Source organism: Psychrobacter sp. I-STPA6b (assembly GCF_020662265.1).
Classification (GTDB): domain Bacteria; phylum Pseudomonadota; class Gammaproteobacteria; order Pseudomonadales; family Moraxellaceae; genus Psychrobacter.
On record NZ_VEWM01000122.1, the window covers coordinates 55,601 to 73,212 of the forward strand.

Here is a 17,612-nt window from a genome sequence, read left to right on the forward strand (position 1 = left end):
GTTTAATGATGTTTAGCTGATATTTAAAGTTTAACAATTAACAAAAACCCTCTAAATTCAGATGATTTAGAGGGTTTTTTTAATGAGGGAATGTTTAACAGCCTCTAGTCTTATAGTAGATAGGTTAAGAGTAAGAAACTAATGGCTGACATCGCTGCTGCTGCTGGTAGGGTAATGACCCATGCTAGACCAATAGGTTTCATTAATGACCAGTTGGTATTACGGTTCACCATACCAATACCTAGAACCGCACCAACTAATGTATGAGTACTAGAGACAGGAAGTCCAAGTAAAGATGCGCCCATAACAACGGCAGCGGCGGATAGTTCCGCGGAAAATCCTGATGCTGGGTGCATTTCTGCTAAGTCTGTTCCAACGGTTTGAATGACCTCTTTACCCACAAACCAAAGTCCAACGACTAAGGCAATACCAAAGGTAACCATAACCGTACTAGGAACGGCAGCTTCAGTCGCAATGGCATTATTTCTGATAACATCCATGATGGCTGCAAATGGTCCAACTGCGTTGGCGATGTCATTTGCACCATGACTAAAGGCAAATCCTGAAGCAGTAAAGACCTGCATCCAGCTAAATAAAATAAAGGTGGTACGGGTTAGGTCTTCGGTTTGTTTACCACGCAGGCTCTTAATATAGATAAAGGTTGTTAGCCATATTAGCGCACCTACCATACTAATAATCAAAAAGCTATGTAGAGTAGATAGGGACATATCAATATTCTTTAGACCCTTAAACACGACCATAGCAGTCATCACCATACCACCAAAGGCTGCGATAAATGGTACCCATGTTTTTAGTGCTTTTAATGAGTCTAGGCTTGTGCGTTCATGCTCAATATCATAAAGATTCTGATAATAATCAGTCTCTAACTCGTCACGAGCGGTATCTGGGTGTTTGTATATTTCTTGGTCTCGAATCATTGAAGCGGTATAAGAAACTTGTAATGATTCTGAAAGCTGGTTAAAAAATACTTTATGACGTTTTTTCAGTGCTTTTTTGGCTGACTTAATCTCTGCTAGCTGTGCTTGTGCACGCTCATTATAGGTGAGGATATTAGATTTAATGAGCCCATATAGCATATAGGCAAGGATACCACCAAGTAACGGGGAGAGTACCCATGATACAGCAATTTCTCCTATTTTTGACCACTTAACAGTTGATAGTGCCAGCTCAGGGCCACCGATGTGTATGCCTAGTACAATTGAGCTTCCGACCACACCACCAATGATGGAGTGTGTGGTAGAAACAGGAAGCCCTTTTTTGGTGGCAAACAGTAGCCAAAATGCAGCAGCAATCAGTGCTGATAGCATGATATAGATGAATTGAGTCGGTTCAACTGTCATGCCACCTAGGTCGACGATACCCTTACGAATGGTATCGGTTACCTCACCCCCTGCTAAAATAGCACCAGAAACTTCAAAGATGGCTGCCACAGCAAGGGCTTGAGGAATGGTTAATGTCCCTGCACCAACGGATGTGCCAAATGAGTTGGCAACATCGTTACCGCCAATGTTAAATGCCATAAAGACACCAAACAGTGTCGCAATGACAAATAGAAGGACTTGTTGATGTAGTGTATAGCTAAGCCCCCAGTATAAGAAATATAGCGTCATGACTACTAATATAGATGCAAAAAATATATTGGCAGCAGTTGGCGTTATGGCGGACTGTGGGCTGGAGGTTGTAGAGATGGATTTTTTTTGCATAGTTATATACTGGTATTACGGTTTTTAGTTAAGCTCACGGCGGAGCTGTACGATGGCATGTTCTAGCACTTGTAGTCGAGCGGTACGTTTGTCATTAGTGGCAATCACATGCCAAGGTGCATGTTTACAGTGTGTTCGTGATAGCATGTCGGATGCAGCCTGTACATAGTCTTGCCATTTATCACGATTACGCCAGTCATCTTCTGTTAGCTTAAACTGCTTATGCGGTGTGTTCTGGCGTGCCTCAAAACGTTTGAGCTGTTCTTGCTTATCTATGGCAAGCCAATACTTAATAACAATATAGCCTGCATCATATAACTCTTGTTCAAAACGCATGATTTCATCATAAGCACGTTGCCATGCTGGCTCACTAGCAAAGCCTTCAACTCGCTCAACCAGCACGCGACCATACCAAGTTCGGTCAAAAATGGCAATACGGCTAAGATGGGTGAAATTGTCTTTGGGTAGTCTTGTCCAAAAGCGCCACAGATAAGGATGCTGTAGCTCAATATCGGTTGGTGCGGCGATATTATAAATCTGATATTCACGTGGGTCTAATGGTGAAACCAGACGCTTGATAGAGCCACCTTTACCAGCAGCATCCATACCCTCAAAGGCAAAGATGATATGTCTTTGTCGATTTGAGTTGTCATTACGAGTGCGCAATAGCTGGGCTAAGGTTGCTTGTTTTTCTGCCAGTTGCTCTAGGTATAGGCTTTTTTTCATATCTGGGTCATTGATATGAACCAGCTCATTTGGAATGTCTGCCCACTCAAAAGCGGTGGCTTGTCGCAGATGACCACTCACTTTATGGGCGCTATCTGGATGTTGACTACTGACAATTGCTTGCTGCATAGCTTGCAATACTTCATGCCCAAAAATACGAGATGCTTCTTTGTCGTCACTGCCATCAATGATGACCCAGTCATCTTGGGTGCTAAGTAACTCTCTGGCAACTTTATTAAACGTAGCCAATGCTTTTTTGTCAGCCCAGTCTAAGTGATATAGCCAATGTGGATCATCAATATCATCATTTAGACGAGTGTGAAGTGTTTTGGCATCAATATGAAACCAGCATTTAAGAATTTTTGTATGGTTATTACTAAGGTCGGACTCAAAGGCTTGTAGTTTATGGAGTTGCTTTTGTAAGTATTCGCGCCAGTTATTCCGATTAGGCAGATGCTTGGGCTTTTTCTTAGTAGTAGACTTGACCGCGCCAAGTGCGTATAAAACGGCATATAGCAAGTCTGCATACCAGTTACCAAAATAAGTTAAGACATTGCCATGACGTGGCAGATGGCAAGCATGGTTTTGCCACAGAGTCTCACTGGGTGAGGGTAACTCACTGATAGTAGCGGCTACCTTTAGCAAACGTGGGTCTACCCATTGGCGCAGTTGAGTGACAGCATGTCCTTTACTAGATAGCTCCATACCATTAACCAATACTAACAGTCCGGTTGGCTGACCCTCTAGGCGGGTTTGGCGTAGAGCATATTGCGCTTTGAGTAACGCAATACGCAGTGCGTTATCATCTAGACGAAACTGGCTGAGTGGGTCGGTTTGTATATCAAGACTGGCAAGGTTGGGAGTGCTATAATCAGCGCCTTTTTTAGAGGTGCTATTATGAGCTTTAGAGGTGTTGTTGTGAGTGTTAGAAGGCATAACTCTCCTCTTTATATCGTTATAATACAAGGGTGGATTATCATTGGCATGCTCTATCTATCAATTTTCTGGGTGCATATTAACATTTTATGACAGTGAACGAGTAGAAAACCTGATGAAAATTTGACTGTTTTGTATATAAAGTTGTCCAGAAGAGGAGAACTTTACACTTTAGCTATCTGATGATAACAGATTGGCATTTGTATTCTGTGTGGTTTTCTTTTACTGTGTCGGAGTATTTTGGAGCATTAGTAAAGGTTTATTGTGCATTAATAGATATTTAGTCTGCTCTATTATTTTGTTTTTATTATTTAGGATAAGTTTTATTATGTCTTCTTTGTCAGACTTACAAGTACACTTGAGTCATTTTTGGCAACTACCGTACCATCAAGATAGCGCTTTGGAGCAAAAATTAAATGACGTACAAGCATGGCAACGGCAACGGATGGCACACAGTCATGAAGCACTATTTTCTCAGCCCCAAAATCAGGCAATGGCACACTACTTTATGTACCAGCTTTATGGTGGTGAAGACTTTAAGACCCTTGCAACGCAGTTGGAACGTATTGTGCCAAAAGCACAGAAATTAGAAAAACTTGCGCCAGCATCAGCATTAGAAACAGGGACACTGGGTATTCAGGCGGCCATTACTGCCATTGAGCTGGATATGCACATTGCTCAGTGGCTCTTAGCTCATGACTTGACAGTAAATGAAGAAAATATGCTTAAGGCTTATCAGGGGGTGAATGAAGCACAAGAGCGGCAGGCACAGATTCATTCTTTAAAAGATATCTGCTATCGTATTGATAAATATTTAAACTCATTTATGCTCCAAAAAGCCTTTCAGTTGGCAAAAGGTACTGCATATAAATATAACTACCAGCCCCTTTATGACTTTATTGCATCAGGATTTTCTGCTATGAAGCCATTAAAAAGTGTCTCTGATTTTATTGAGCCATTTTGTGAGCGTGAGTTAGCAATCATTGAGCATGTGCATGAGCCAAACCCTGCGCAATATCAAGGCAAGGTAGACCCATTTGGTGTATGATAGAAGCATCAACTGATAATGGTTATAAAACATAAGTACAACTTAATACATATCGGCATATTTAAGCACTGATATTGTTTTTTATTTTAATAGGATAATGAGATGACAACGCTTCCTGATTCTACTACTCGTGATAGCGCCGCTGATGGCATACAAGATGGCTTAGTAAAAGAGAGCCTAAATAAGCAAGCAACTTTAAACACTCAAGTACAGCAACACATGGTACAACAAGAAATGCAATCAACTGTAAAATCAACAAAAGATAGTGAATTTACTAATATTAATGATTTACCTACAGGTACGCCACAAGGTCAACAACAAACACAAATGGGCGCTGGTGCATCATCTGTATCTCAAAGCAGTCAGGCACAGCATCGTTTTAACCCTCGTGATGATATTAACAATCCGCATACTCCAGATACCGATGGTTTAGAAGAGACCCATTTTGGCTTTCAAAAAGTGAAAAAAGCTGAAAAGCAAGCCCGTGTTGCGGATGTATTTTCGTCGGTAGCAAAAAAATACGACATTATGAATGACTTAATGTCGTTTGGTATTCATCGCTTGTGGAAGCGTTATGCCATCAGCTTATCTGGTGTGCGAGCAGGACAACAGGTTTTGGATATCGCCGGTGGTACAGGCGACTTGGCAAAAGTGTTTAGCCGTGAAGTTGGTCGCTCTGGACATGTGGTATTGTCTGATATTAATGAAGCCATGCTGGATGTTGGGCGTGAGCGCTTGATTAATGCTGGTTGTAATAATGTAGATTTTGTTTTAGCCAATGCTGAGACATTGACCCCATTTGCTGATGAGTCATTTGATTTAGTCACCATCAGTTTTGGTTTGCGTAATGTTACGGATAAAGATGCAGCACTACGAGCTATGTATCGGGTGTTAAAACCAGGTGGACGTTTGTTGGTGTTAGAGTTTTCTAAGCCTGTGTTTGAGCCATTGTCTAAAGCATATGATATTTATTCATTTACTGCCTTACCGTTGATGGGAAAATTAGTAGCCAATGATTCAGAGAGCTATCAATATTTGGCTGAATCTATTCGTATGCATCCTGACCAGAAAACTTTAAAGCAGATGATGGAAAATGCAGGATTTATTCAGTGTGATTATCACAATCTGACAGGTGGCATTGTGGCTGTGCATCGAGGATTTAAAAAATAGCCATCATTACTGACTTATTACAGGTAATTTTTTATGTTAACCGTCCTTATTTTAACAGGCATAGAAAAGCTGATTAATGTTGCCATAGCCAGTGATAAAATTACCCAAGCTGGGTTGCAGCCTTTATCTGGTAAGGTATTGCGTTTGAGCATGCAAGTGCCACAGCTTAACCTTGATGTACTGTTTAATGATGAGCATCTGCGCTTTGAGCCAGTGGCAAGTGCCAGCGTTTTTGAGCCAAAGGGTAGTGAGGTTTTGGCAGATGCTGATGCACATACATATGCTCAACAGTATCAGGCAGGTATTGGGAATGATACACCAGACTGTACCATTCGCGTAGTCAATGTAGCAGAGCTACTAAATTTAATGCGTGAGCCTGAAGGTAACCTGCCAATAGAAGGTGACTATAAGGTACTGATGCAGCTTAAACAGCTCATTGCAGGTTTTGACCCAGATATTTCAGGACAGCTTGAGCCACTCATTGGCGTGACACTTGCGAGCCAATTACACTTATTAATTACACAACTAAAAGGCAGCTTTAAACATACTGCAAAACATGCCTTTGATGATGTGGCAGATTGGGCCAATGATGTTGCTGGTAATGGCAAACCAGACCCAGAGCAGGTGGTAGAGCTAAATGACCTAAAACAACAGTTGCTTAAATTGCGTGCAGATGTGGAGCGAGAAAGCGCCCGTTTAGCCGCAATAAAAGCAGAGCAAGAAAAATTAAAAAAGACGGCTATGGATACACAATCTACAGACTTGAACCTTGAGAAATAATTAATCCAAAGCCTCTTAAGGCTATTAGGTCATAAAATTTTTAGAGTAATATTTACCCATGCTACTATCTCACCGCAAACGCTTGCTGACTTTATGGCGTATCGCTGCTAAATACCGCCTTGATACACACCTACCTGTCGAAGAAGTACCACAGCTTGTACCTGTGGCGAGACTGATTCGTCTGCACTATGCAGCATGGGGCAAACAGCCTCAGCCGAATGCTGTGAAGTTGTCTTTAGAAGAAATGGGAACGCTGTTTTTAAAGCTGGGACAGTTATTATCTACTCGTCGAGATTTAGTTCCTCCTGCCATTATTGAGCAACTGGTACAGTTACAGGATAAGGTAAAGCCTTTTAGTGCCAAGATTGCTATTGCTCAGATTGAAGACAAAAAATATGGCTTAGGGCAACCGACAAGTCAGTTATTTGCGCGTTTTGATAGCAAGCCTTTAGCTGCCGCTTCTATTGCACAAGTACATACAGCCGCTTTGCCTGATGGGCGAGAAGTGGTGGTAAAAGTTGTACGTCCAGATATTCGTAGTACCATCATTGCTGATTTTGAGCTGTTACGTGAGCTGGCACAGTGGGCATCAGCACGTATTGAAGCAGCCAGAGCAGTACGGATTATTGATATTGTCGAAGACTATCGGCAAGTCATGCTTAATGAGTTGGATTTGACCTTCGAGGCAGATAATACCACACAGATGCGTAATAACTTCTTAGGCTCTAGCCTGATGTATGTGCCAGAAGTATATGCTGTAAGCAAAAATGTGATGGTTATGGAGCGTATCGTTGGTGTACCAATCTCTCAAACACAGGTGTTTGATGAGCTGGGGTATGACCGTGCCGCTCTTGCTGAAAAGGGATTGACCATCTTTTTCACCCAAGTCTTTCGGGATAACTTCTTTCATGCCGACATGCATCCGGGTAATGTGTTTGTGGAAGTGGTTATGCCAGAGTTTTTGCAACAAAACCCACAGTTTACACCTCGCTATATTGGGCTAGATTGTGCCATCATGGGTGAGCTATCAAAGGCTGACCAAATGATAGTGGCACGCATGTTATTGTCGGTAATGAATAATAACTTTACCTCATTGGTAGATATTGTGAGTCGTGCTGGCTGGATTCCACCCAATACAGATAAGCATGCATTGACTCGCGATATGCGTCGCACAGTCTCACCCATGCTGGCAAAACCGATTAATGAGATTGATTTTGCGGGTATACTGATGCAGATTTTGGACATTGCCCGTCGTCATCATATGAGTATTCCGCCTCAGTTGATGCTCTTACTTAAAACATTAGTGCATGTAGAAGGTTTGGGTCGGGACTTATATCCACAGCTAGATATATGGTCTTTGGCAAAACCAATTCTAACCGCTTGGGTGAAAGAACAACTTGACCCAGTACGCAATATGCAACAACTTCGTGAGCAGATACCAGAGCTATTACTGGCAACCAGTGAGCTACCCCGACTGATAGACCAGTCTTTACAAAGTATGTCAGCGCAAGGTGCACGCCAAGATGAGCAGATGCGAGAGATTCAGCTTATCCGTGCTGATATGCTGAATGAACGTCGTCGGGACTGGTTTGCATTGTCTGGTTTTGCTGTGAGCATTGCTATTGCCACCCAAGTGGGTTGGTTTGCTCCTTTGTTTTATTTATTTGCCGTATTATTTGTGGTGTGGCGGATATTAGCTTGATAAGCTAAAAATAACTTTATTTACAACTTCCTAACAACTTATTAAAAGTAATAACACAGTGTTAATTTTTACTGCCACAGATTTTGTTACAGTCAAAACTGTATTTCAAAAGCAACTGTATTTCAAAAACAATAGTTGTAGTGTGTGGTAAATCGAAGCGTAACCTATGAGTTTTTCAATATCTCTATCTCTTATAATTCAGGTTTAGCTATCATTTAAATTAAGACTAGATAATAGGAAGGTTTGTTATGAGTGCCAACAACCATCTCCGTTCACAAAATCCAACCCAACAAAACGATGACAATAAACAGCCAGTTAACTTAATACTAGCCCCTTGCTTATTTATCGCCATATTTATTCCTCTACTTACCAATGCGAATGTGCCTGAGTCTATTCAAGTATCACTTGCCATTGTAACAACTGCTGTGCTTCTTGCCATATTATGTATAGCGTGGAGACAAGGTAAATTACGTCTGCCTGTTCTATTATCTTTCGTTGGTTTAGGCAGTGGCTTAATATTTTGGGTATTATTAGTAGAGTAAATAATAAATTTAACTTAAAACTTATCTAGCAAATCAACTCATGTAACTAATGATTCATGTAATTAACGATGTTTACGTCTTGCTACCAAATCAATTTCAGGGAATTTCCAATCATAACGAATTGCCAGCATACGCAAGGTAAAGATGGATAGCATGGTACAGATATCAATGAGCCAACTTGGCATGTCTAAGGCACGCATGATAAAAAATACGCCACCACCAAATAATGCTGCGGTGATATAAATCTCTTGTTGTAGTACCAGTGGTATCTCATTACATATCATGTCGCGGATGATACCACCAACAATAATCGTGATGACACCTAAAAGTAGTGCAACTGGAATATTTGTCCCCATGCTGAGCGCAACTTTGATACCAATTAAAGTAAATGCAGATAGGCCAATGGTATCAGATAGCTTTAAAAACCAATCAACATGGCGTGATTCAGGATGGAAAAAAACCTGAAATAAGATGGATGTGACAGTAATGACCATCAGATAGTTCATATCGACCATCCAAAACAGTGGGTGACGGTCTAAAATGACATCTCGCACGGTACCACCACCGATTGCTGTTACCATAGAAACCAGCAAACAGCCAAACACATCAAAGTTTTTGTGTTTAGCCAAAATTGTTCCTGAAACACTACAAGCAACGATACCAATCATATCAAATAAAAAAATAAGAGATTTTGGGTCAAAGGTGGTGGGTAGTGTTTTGGGTAAATGTTCTGTAAAGCGGTTGGCAAGTGCGGTGGGTAACGCACTATCAAAGACAACTGATTGACTGAGTGTATTGACTAATGTCTCTATTATTAATGTACCTAGCAACATGATAAAATCCAAAAGAAATCTGGTTTAGTCCACCAAGCGTATGGAAGGTAAATGCCAATCAAAACGTAAAGCCAGCACGCGAATGATAAAAATCACACCCAGCATTATAAAGTCATTTAACCCAGTATAAATCCCAAGATAATCTAACAATAAATACACCAGTGCGCCTGCCACACTTGCAGTGATATAAATTTCTCGTTGCAATACTAAAGGAATTTCATTACAAATAATATCACGCAGTAGACCCCCAATAATTGCTGTCCAAACACCCATCATAATGGCAATCATTGGTGAGGCATTCTGTGCTAAGGCAACCTTAAAGCCAATCACACTAAAGGCCGCTAATCCAACTGCATCAAACAGTTTTACGGCGGTATCAATCTTATGATAAAGATGAAAAAATACTTGCAAAATCAGTGAGGTAATGGTGATGACAATCACATAGTTGAGGTCAGTCATCCAAAATAGTGGATGTCTGTCTAGCGCCATATCTCGCAATGTGCCACCGCCGATGGCATTTGCCATAGAGACTAAAATACAGCCTGAAATATCAAAGCCCTTATGCTGTGCCAATAGTGTACCTGCGATGGCACAGGCAATGACGCCCATCATGTCAAATAGGTACAGCAGAGTGTCTGGGGTAAATAGAGAATCAAGCATTGGCATGAGTATGGTTATATGTCAAAAAAGGTGGGCTATGGTAGCAAAAAACTACCAGTAGAGTCGACTCAATTCAGCACAGTTATTTTTAGTTTCTTTTAAAGAATATTTACAGTGGACTATTTAAGTTGTTGTTGTCGCCATGCCAATAATGCTTGCACATCAGACTGGATACCAGCTTGTAATGCTGTGAGATTTGGATAGTTTTTTTCAGCATGTAAAAAGTGCAAAAAGCGAACGTTTAAACGCTTATGATATAGGTCGCCGCTAAAGTTTGGGAAATGTACTTCTAAGCGCCATTCATGAGACTGATTAATCGCAGGACGCACACCAATATTGGCTGCCCCAAATAGGCTATGCTCTCTTAGACCTGATATTCCTGTAAGCTCAGGTGATAGTGCCGCTTGGTCAAATCCTGATTTAATGACTTGATTGTTTTCATCAAGCATCACCACATCGACGCCATAGATACCATGCAGGGCAGGGTTGATACGGTTAAGGCTAATATTGGCTGTTGGATAATGCAGTGTGCGTCCAATTTGGTCACCAGAAATAACTTCCCCAGTCATATTATAGTCATAACCAAGTAAACGGTTCGCTGTTGCTAAGTCGCCTTGATGTAGGCACTGCCGAATCCGAGTTGAGCTGATACGTGCTTGCTCTGTATTTAGCTCACTATTATTGGTATGACTGGCATGGCTACTCTGGTCTGTAACGGTATGTAGATTGGTTACTGCCAAGCCATATTGACGTAAAAACTCACTGTCACCTGTACGGTCATGTCCAAAGCGAAAATCATCACCTAAAACCAATGCTTTCACATTTAGGCGCTGTACCAGAATATCTGCAAACTGTGTGGCAGATAACGAGCGAAACGCATCATCAAAACGGGCAATGACTAAGAAATCCACCCCAGACTCAGCCAAGCGCATTTGTTTCTCCATCAGTGTGGTCAAACGTGCAGGGGCGTTATTCGGGTTACCATTGAGCTTAGCAAAATATTCACGAGGCTGTGGCTCAAATATCATCACCATTGTGGCAAGCTGTTGTGGCTGGGCAATGGCTTTTAGCTTTGCTAGCATGGCTTGATGTCCCAGATGTACCCCGTCAAAGTTACCAATGGTTAAGGCACTGGCAGGTAGGGAGATGTTGGTATCAAGCGCATCAAGGTGATAAATTTTCATAGGCAATCAAGCGTGGTTGGCAAAAGTAAAAATTATAAATTGATAGGGGCTGTTGAAAAGCCCCTAACTTCTTATAGTGACAGTTTGTAGTCGTCGTCACAATATTGCTATGGTCGAATCTGAATCAGTCATTTTTGTCAGAATTATGACTGTATTTTGAGTCTGAATCTGCCATAGATGATGTTTTCAGGCGTCATTATAAAGTAAAATAAGCCATTACTGACAACTATTCAGCCAATCTGCAAATTAAGTCCAACCTTATGACTGCAAAACACGAAACAATACAAGCCAAAATACAAGTGACCAAGCACGGGACAATGCAACAGGTAGTACAAAAGATAGAGCAAAAATCAGCACAGGCACTGGCAATATTAACTGCTGACCATGATATCTATTGTGCAATGCCAGAAGATTTAGCAGATATTGTTTGCATTTATAACCAAAATATTGCCCAAAAACAGGCAACAGCAGATTTGCAACCAGTTAGCATTGCCCAACGGCAGGCGTGGTTTGATGCACATTATCTAGTTAACAATCGTCCTATTTTTGTGGTTAAGAATCATTCTGGAAAAATGGTTGCATGGGGAAGTTTTAGCAACCTATATGACCGTCCTGCCTATCATATCAGTAGTGAGATTAGTATTTATGTTGATAAGGATAGCCAGCGTCAGGGATTGGCAAAACAATTGGTTCTATGGATGCTTGCTATTGCACCTGAGCTGGGGATTCATAATGTGGTGGCATTGATTTTTGCGCATAATCAGCCCAGCATTCGCCTATTTCAAAGCTTAGGGTTTTCACAGTGGGGACAGATGCCCCAAGTCTGTGATATGCAAGGATTTTATGCTGATGTAATCATGCTAGGTAAAGCTGTTATCTCGCCAGTATAGTGAGAAACAGAGTGAGAGATTAACCTGAAATTTTCCATGTACCATGTTCTTTATGTAAGGTAAATGATGCATCATTTCCTTCTTCGTTATTTACAAGATAAAGTAACCCTGTCAGAGTCGCTTGCGTTTTATCCTCATTATAGGTGATGTTTTTTAACACAATCTGACGTACGGTCTGCTGAAAAGTAGGCTGGGTTTTTTCTAGCTCTTGTGCAAAGTTAGGAATACCCTGAACATCATAATACTGGGCGGCATCACTGGCTTTCCCATAATACAGCGTGTTAAGTGCCTGCATTAAGGTTGCTTCTGGTGTTCCTGCGATAAAGTCTGTATTTGACGTTACAGATGCGTTGCTATTTTCTGCATCTGGTGTATCTGTATTTGATTGGGCAATTTTATTGATAACAATATTGGGAGCATCTGCTGGAATGACGCTGGTATCAGCAGGAACAGCAATATTTGCATCAGCAACATCTTCACCTGCTTGTAAGGGTGCAGTTTGCTCAATATCAACTTTTGCCTCTTCAGCAACGTCTTGTGACTTGTTACAAGCTGTTAGCATTAGGGTTGCACAGAGGCTTAATGCTAAGGGTGCGATATAGAGTTTTTTATGGTTTATTTGCATGTTTGTCTCATTTAAAGATGGAATGGATAGGTAGCATCATATCAAATCCAAAGCAAGTGGTAAAATTAGCCATGGCGAAGCTGGCGTGGGCGGAATCCAGTTGCCAGTAAAGCAATACCATATACCGTCGCACCAAGGACACAAATAATCATTAATGCTCCTAAGCGATACCACTGCGCACCAGCGCTAGGGAAATAAGGCAACATAACATATAAGGCAATAATCATTGCCGTATTAGCAATGACAAATTGGATAAACATTTTTTTCCAATGTGATTCGAAACGGAAAATCCCACGCTTTTGTAAAAAGTAATATAGCAATCCTGCATTGACAAATGATGCACCCGTTGTTGCCAGTGCTAAACCGCCATGTAAAGGCAGTTTGATTAAATAAAATAACCCAATAAATAGTAAGCTAAATACAATATTGGCGAAGACAGAAGCGATGCCGACTTTGACTGGTGTTTTGGTATCTTGACGTGCAAAGAATGCTGGGGCAAAAATCTTAATCAGCATAAAGCCCAAAATGCCTCCAGACATACTGCGTAATGCCAGACCACTCATGGATGCATCACTGATGGTAAACTCTCCACGCATAAATAATGCCTGCATAAAGACATCTGATAGCATAAACATGGCAGTCGATGCAGGAATACCAACCAAAATAATCAATCGTGCAGCCCAGTCTAATGTTTTGCGAAACGAGCTATCATCACTTTGTGCATTACTGGCAGACAGACTGGGTAGAATCACTGTACCAATAGCAACACCAATCAGCCCAAGTGGCAACTCACTCATGCGCTCTGCTGTATAAAGCCATGTTACTGAGCCTCCCACCATTAATGAAGCCAACATGGTATTGAGTAGGAGGTTAATTTGTGTGACGGATACCCCAAAAATAGAGGGGAGCATAAGGCGTAAAATACGCTTAACACCATCGTGTTGGAAGTTGACTTTGGGTGCAACCAATAACTTGCGTTTCCAAAGCTGGGGCAGTTGAATCAATAACTGTAATAATCCCGAAACGGCCACCGCATAGCCTAGAGCCATAATGGGCTTGTCCATCATTGGTGCGACAATCAATGCACCACCAATCATACATAAATTGAGCAAGACAGGGGCGAAGGCAGGTGCAGCAAAGCTACCATAGCTCTGTAAAATACTACCAGCAAATGCCGTCATGGATATAAATAAAAGATAAGGGAAGGTTAGGCGCAATAGCTCACTGGCAGTTTCAAATTTTAGCGGGTCATCAGCAAATCCAGGGGCGAATAGAGTAATAACCCAAGGTGCAGCAAGAATGACTACAGCCGTCAGCATGGATAGTACCAGCATCAATACCCCAGATGTACGACTAATCAAAATCTGCACTTCTAATAGAGAAAATCGCTCTTTGTATTCAGAGAGAACAGGAACAAAGGCTTGGCTAAAAGCACCTTCTGCAAACAGTCGCCGTAAAAAGTTTGGAATCTTAAAAGCGACCAAAAAGGCATCCATTAAGCCACCAGCACCAAATACACCCAGTAGCACCATGTCACGTACCAGACCAAGGATACGAGAGAGCATGGTCATAACGCTGACCACCATTGTGGAGCGGAAAAGTCGACTGATTGCCATGAAGTATGAACACCTTAATTGGAAAAACTGAACAAATTATAGCACCAACCCAAATTGGTGATGATGGATTTGTAATGGATTTATGATGAAGTGATGTCTAATGGTTGGTTGTTTCTGTTGTCTGCATCAGTGAAGCAACCATCTGGCGTAGGGTTTGCCAGTCAAAAAACTCACCGGGGTCGGTTTTGCGGTTAGGGGCAATATCACTATGTCCAGTAAGATGACGGCGAGTTTGTGGATAGGCGTGATATATGGCGACAATGACTTGTGCCAACGCTTGATATTGCTCAGTGGTGAATGGCTGGAAATCTGAGCCTTCCATCTCAATACCAATACTATAATCATTGCATGCAGGGCGTCCTAGATAGCTTGAATGTCCCGCATGCCACGCACGTTCATCAAAATTGACAAACTGTGTGATTTGACCGTTACGCTCGATAAATAAATGAGCAGAAACTTCAATACCCTCAATACTTTTAAAATATGGATGGGCATCCCAGTCCAAGCTGTTGGTGAATAATGCTTTTACATAATGTTGTCCGTTGGTATCAGTTTGCGCAAAGCGGTCAGGGGGTAGGCTGATGTTATGAATGACAATGGTATTGATGGTAATATCATCAGGACGTTGGTTAAAATTTGGTGAAGCGAGCCAAGTGGCTGAATCCAGTCGTCCTTGCTCAATTCTCATGGCTGGCGTGCTTTGATGACTGCTATTATTATTCATAAGAAGGGTCTACTATCAATACTATCCGGCAATAAGCCTAGGTGAAAGTTGCCTAAGTTGCAAGTAGGAATTGCAAGTTTATCATCAATCTATTTTAACCTGATTGCATTGTATGTTGTGAATATCAGTTTTAAAATTAGATTTAGAAAAATGGTCTGTTAAAGAAAGATGCAACAAACTTTATATAAGCTATCAATACAAGCTGTTAATAAATAACCATCAATCTTGCCTGAGTGATTATGAAATATAAAGAAATAAAACCTAAGCAAAAACAAAATCAGCAAAGAATATATCATCAAAGAAAGAGCAGTATAACGCAATGGTTTCGTTTAGGATTGCTGGCTGGTGTGGGTGTCTTTATTGTAACGCTTAGCCATGCTCAGCCAGATAGTCCATCATCAGTAGAAAATGAGGCTTTATTATTTGATAAAGTCGATACAGCCCTTTCTGATGTCATGTCTAATGAACCATTATCTGATGCAAGCTCTTATGAAGCGCTTACTCAAAGGTTGAATGAAAGACTGAATGAAAAGCTGATACAAGCACAACAGCGACAGCTTGGTGCAGAGCCAACATGGCGACGATTATTGTATTTATCTACCTCGACAAATCAAAAAAAGGTACAACAGCAACAAGCCCAATTGGCAGAATTAACGCCCTCTTTTTTTGTAAGCTCACAAGGCATGTTAGCACCTCAGGAAGAATTAGAGGCAATGTTAACCCATATGTTTTCTGTGCAAGATATTCAGCGTGGTAATGACTCTGTCCAATGTCGCTTTCCTGCCAGAACTCAATGGCTACGCACACAGCTACAGATTAGCTCTGATGAGTTACCTCAAGCCGATTGCCAAGAGTTTAAAGCGTGGTTATCTCAGATACAGCCTTATCAATTATCTGTAGTATTTGCAGAAGAGTATCTGGATAATCCGGTTTCTAGCTTTGGGCATACAGTGATGCGTGTTGATAATGCTCAAAGTGCGCAAGACCATAGCACGGATGAAGGTGCACATGCGGTCAATTATACCGTTGGAGGTGACCCGAATGACCCCTTTGTTAAATATGCGATGAAGTCTTTTTATGGTGGGTATGCAGGCGTTTTTAGTGTTGAGCCATATAAAGATAAAATGGTGCAATATCATCAAAAAGAAGGGCGTGATACTTGGGAGTATGTCTTAAATCTAACCCCAGAAGAGAGCAGACAAGTGATGCGTCATGTTTGGGAAATTAAGGATTTATCTTTACCTTACTATTTTTTATCAAATAATTGTGCTTATGAATTATTACATTTGATAAACATTGTACGTCCAGAAACAGATTTAACGCAAGGCTTTAGCTTAGCAACCATTCCTGCTGATATTGTTCGACGTTTGGATGAGCAGAATTTAATTGTGGCAACACATTACCGTCCTGCCAATATGACAATCGCTCAAGCACAACAAAATTTAAATCACGACCACCAGCCAATGAGCAATCACAATAGCTTGCCTCCAAACAATTTACCTCCAAACAATCATAGCTCAAATACGGATAATGCCAAGCAGTCAGATAAACAGCAAATAAAGCCAGAAACGGTCACGTCTGTAATCACTTCTGCCATGTTAATTCCTGCTGACAATAATCCATTAGAGGCACATGAGCTAAAACGAGTTGATGTGGGCTTAGGGGTGCAAAATAGTCATCGTTATATGGATGTGGGCTTGCGTGCTGGCTATCATGATGCTTTAGATAGGTCACAAGGATATCCTCAATATTTTGACTATGAAGTATTAGGCGCTCGGGTACGGATGGGCTTAGATGATAGCCAGCATCAGCCATCTAAACAGCAAGGGCAGAAGCTACAGTTACAAGAGCTGACCTTGGTGCGTGGACGCTTGCTCAATCCTGTAAATGTGGTCAAAAATGGCAAGACATGGGGGCTACATATGCAGGCTCGCCAAGTCAGTGAAGGTGTTGGAGAAGTAGATTATAACCAGCATTTAGTAGGTAGTGTTGGCGTGGAGTATGGTTATTCTTTTGCCTATGGTCAGCCAAAGGTTGACTATCAGCAAGGTCAGATACAGCGTATTTCTGGAGAGCGTCCAGCCAATATTTGCTATGCCATGACTACGGCTGGAGCACAGGTTGGTAAGGGTCTGGCAAATGGTTTTCGTATTGGCACAGGTGCTTTAGTGGGTTGTCAACAGCACTGGGGAGAGAAAACACGTGCGCTGGCTGAGCTTTCTGCACCCTATTGGTATCATGGGCATCATGCGAAATCTGGCAGTAGTGGCTATTGGCAACCAACAGCAAGTCTTGGTGTGCAACATGACCTCAGTAAAAACTCTGCCATACGTCTTCAAGCCAATCATACTTGGCAACCTAATGATTTAAAAGATAATAGTGATATACAATTGGCATATTTACACTACTTTTTTTAATGGCTTGTAGGGGTTGCACAGTTACTAAGCATTTA

At 41.4% G+C, this 17,612-nt stretch carries 15 protein-coding genes; 7 read left to right on the plus strand and 8 right to left on the minus strand.

Annotated elements, in window-relative coordinates:
* Positions 1 to 110: 110 nt before the first annotated feature.
* The gene (locus tag FHK88_RS12580) at positions 111 to 1,724 is read right to left on the minus strand and encodes an inorganic phosphate transporter (RefSeq protein ID WP_227431066.1); all 1,614 of its coding nucleotides are present in this window, start codon (positions 1,722 to 1,724) and stop codon (positions 111 to 113) included.
* 24 nt (positions 1,725 to 1,748) lie between these two features.
* The gene (locus FHK88_RS12585) at positions 1,749 to 3,386 is read right to left on the minus strand and encodes an ATPase (RefSeq protein ID WP_227431067.1); all 1,638 of its coding nucleotides are present in this window, start codon (positions 3,384 to 3,386) and stop codon (positions 1,749 to 1,751) included.
* Positions 3,387 to 3,714: 328 nt separating this feature from the next.
* On the opposite strand from FHK88_RS12585, the gene FHK88_RS12590 reads away from it, so the two are divergent.
* The 5 genes from FHK88_RS12590 to FHK88_RS12610 all read left to right on the plus strand — a co-directional run bounded on the left by FHK88_RS12590 (position 3,715) and on the right by FHK88_RS12610 (position 8,628).
* A complete protein-coding gene (locus tag FHK88_RS12590; protein WP_227431068.1) occupies positions 3,715 to 4,434 on the plus strand; it encodes an FFLEELY motif protein in 720 nt (239 codons plus the stop codon).
* Positions 4,435 to 4,668: 234 nt separating this feature from the next.
* Positions 4,669 to 5,604: a bifunctional demethylmenaquinone methyltransferase/2-methoxy-6-polyprenyl-1,4-benzoquinol methylase UbiE gene (gene ubiE / locus FHK88_RS12595; RefSeq protein ID WP_227431241.1), complete on the plus strand. Its 936-nt coding sequence runs from the start codon at positions 4,669 to 4,671 to the stop codon at positions 5,602 to 5,604.
* A 33-nt stretch (positions 5,605 to 5,637) separates the two neighbouring features.
* On the plus strand, positions 5,638 to 6,384 hold the full coding sequence (locus FHK88_RS12600; RefSeq protein ID WP_227431069.1) for an SCP2 domain-containing protein: 747 nt from the start codon (positions 5,638 to 5,640) through the stop codon (positions 6,382 to 6,384).
* 58 nt (positions 6,385 to 6,442) lie between these two features.
* Positions 6,443 to 8,086 carry an ABC1 kinase family protein gene (locus tag FHK88_RS12605; protein ID WP_227431070.1) on the plus strand — a complete coding sequence of 548 codons (1,644 nt, stop codon included), beginning with the start codon at positions 6,443 to 6,445 and terminating at the stop codon, positions 8,084 to 8,086.
* Positions 8,087 to 8,334: 248 nt separating this feature from the next.
* Positions 8,335 to 8,628, plus strand: coding sequence for a hypothetical protein (locus tag FHK88_RS12610; RefSeq protein WP_227431071.1), 294 nt, complete (start codon positions 8,335 to 8,337; stop codon positions 8,626 to 8,628).
* 62 nt (positions 8,629 to 8,690) lie between these two features.
* On the opposite strand, the gene FHK88_RS12615 is transcribed toward FHK88_RS12610, so the two are convergent.
* The 3 genes from FHK88_RS12615 to ribF form a co-directional block, all read right to left on the minus strand.
* A complete protein-coding gene (locus tag FHK88_RS12615; protein ID WP_227431242.1) occupies positions 8,691 to 9,296 on the minus strand; it encodes a trimeric intracellular cation channel family protein in 606 nt (201 codons plus the stop codon).
* A 189-nt stretch (positions 9,297 to 9,485) separates the two neighbouring features.
* Positions 9,486 to 10,121 (minus strand): trimeric intracellular cation channel family protein, encoded by a 636-nt coding sequence (locus FHK88_RS12620; RefSeq protein ID WP_227431243.1) that lies wholly within the window; start codon positions 10,119 to 10,121, stop codon positions 9,486 to 9,488.
* 119 nt (positions 10,122 to 10,240) lie between these two features.
* Positions 10,241 to 11,305 (minus strand): riboflavin biosynthesis protein RibF, encoded by a 1,065-nt coding sequence (gene ribF / locus FHK88_RS12625; protein WP_227431072.1) that lies wholly within the window; start codon positions 11,303 to 11,305, stop codon positions 10,241 to 10,243.
* A gap of 260 nt (positions 11,306 to 11,565) precedes the next feature.
* Here ribF and FHK88_RS12630 point away from each other — a divergent pair, with 260 nt between their 5' ends.
* Positions 11,566 to 12,195, plus strand: a complete 630-nt coding sequence (locus tag FHK88_RS12630) for a GNAT family N-acetyltransferase (protein ID WP_264480683.1) — start codon at positions 11,566 to 11,568, stop codon at positions 12,193 to 12,195.
* 19 nt (positions 12,196 to 12,214) lie between these two features.
* Here FHK88_RS12630 and FHK88_RS12635 read toward each other — a convergent pair whose 3' ends face one another.
* From FHK88_RS12635 to ampD, 3 genes are all read right to left on the minus strand, one after another.
* Positions 12,215 to 12,820 (minus strand): hypothetical protein, encoded by a 606-nt coding sequence (locus tag FHK88_RS12635; protein ID WP_227431073.1) that lies wholly within the window; start codon positions 12,818 to 12,820, stop codon positions 12,215 to 12,217.
* Positions 12,821 to 12,885: 65 nt separating this feature from the next.
* Positions 12,886 to 14,436, minus strand: a complete 1,551-nt coding sequence (gene murJ, locus FHK88_RS12640) for a murein biosynthesis integral membrane protein MurJ (RefSeq protein WP_227431074.1) — start codon at positions 14,434 to 14,436, stop codon at positions 12,886 to 12,888.
* Positions 14,437 to 14,533: 97 nt separating this feature from the next.
* On the minus strand, positions 14,534 to 15,160 hold the full coding sequence (gene ampD, locus FHK88_RS12645; RefSeq protein ID WP_227431075.1) for a 1,6-anhydro-N-acetylmuramyl-L-alanine amidase AmpD: 627 nt from the start codon (positions 15,158 to 15,160) through the stop codon (positions 14,534 to 14,536).
* A 239-nt stretch (positions 15,161 to 15,399) separates the two neighbouring features.
* On the opposite strand from ampD, the gene FHK88_RS12650 reads away from it, so the two are divergent.
* Positions 15,400 to 17,577 (plus strand): DUF4105 domain-containing protein, encoded by a 2,178-nt coding sequence (locus tag FHK88_RS12650; protein ID WP_227431076.1) that lies wholly within the window; start codon positions 15,400 to 15,402, stop codon positions 17,575 to 17,577.
* Positions 17,578 to 17,612 lie beyond the last annotated feature (35 nt).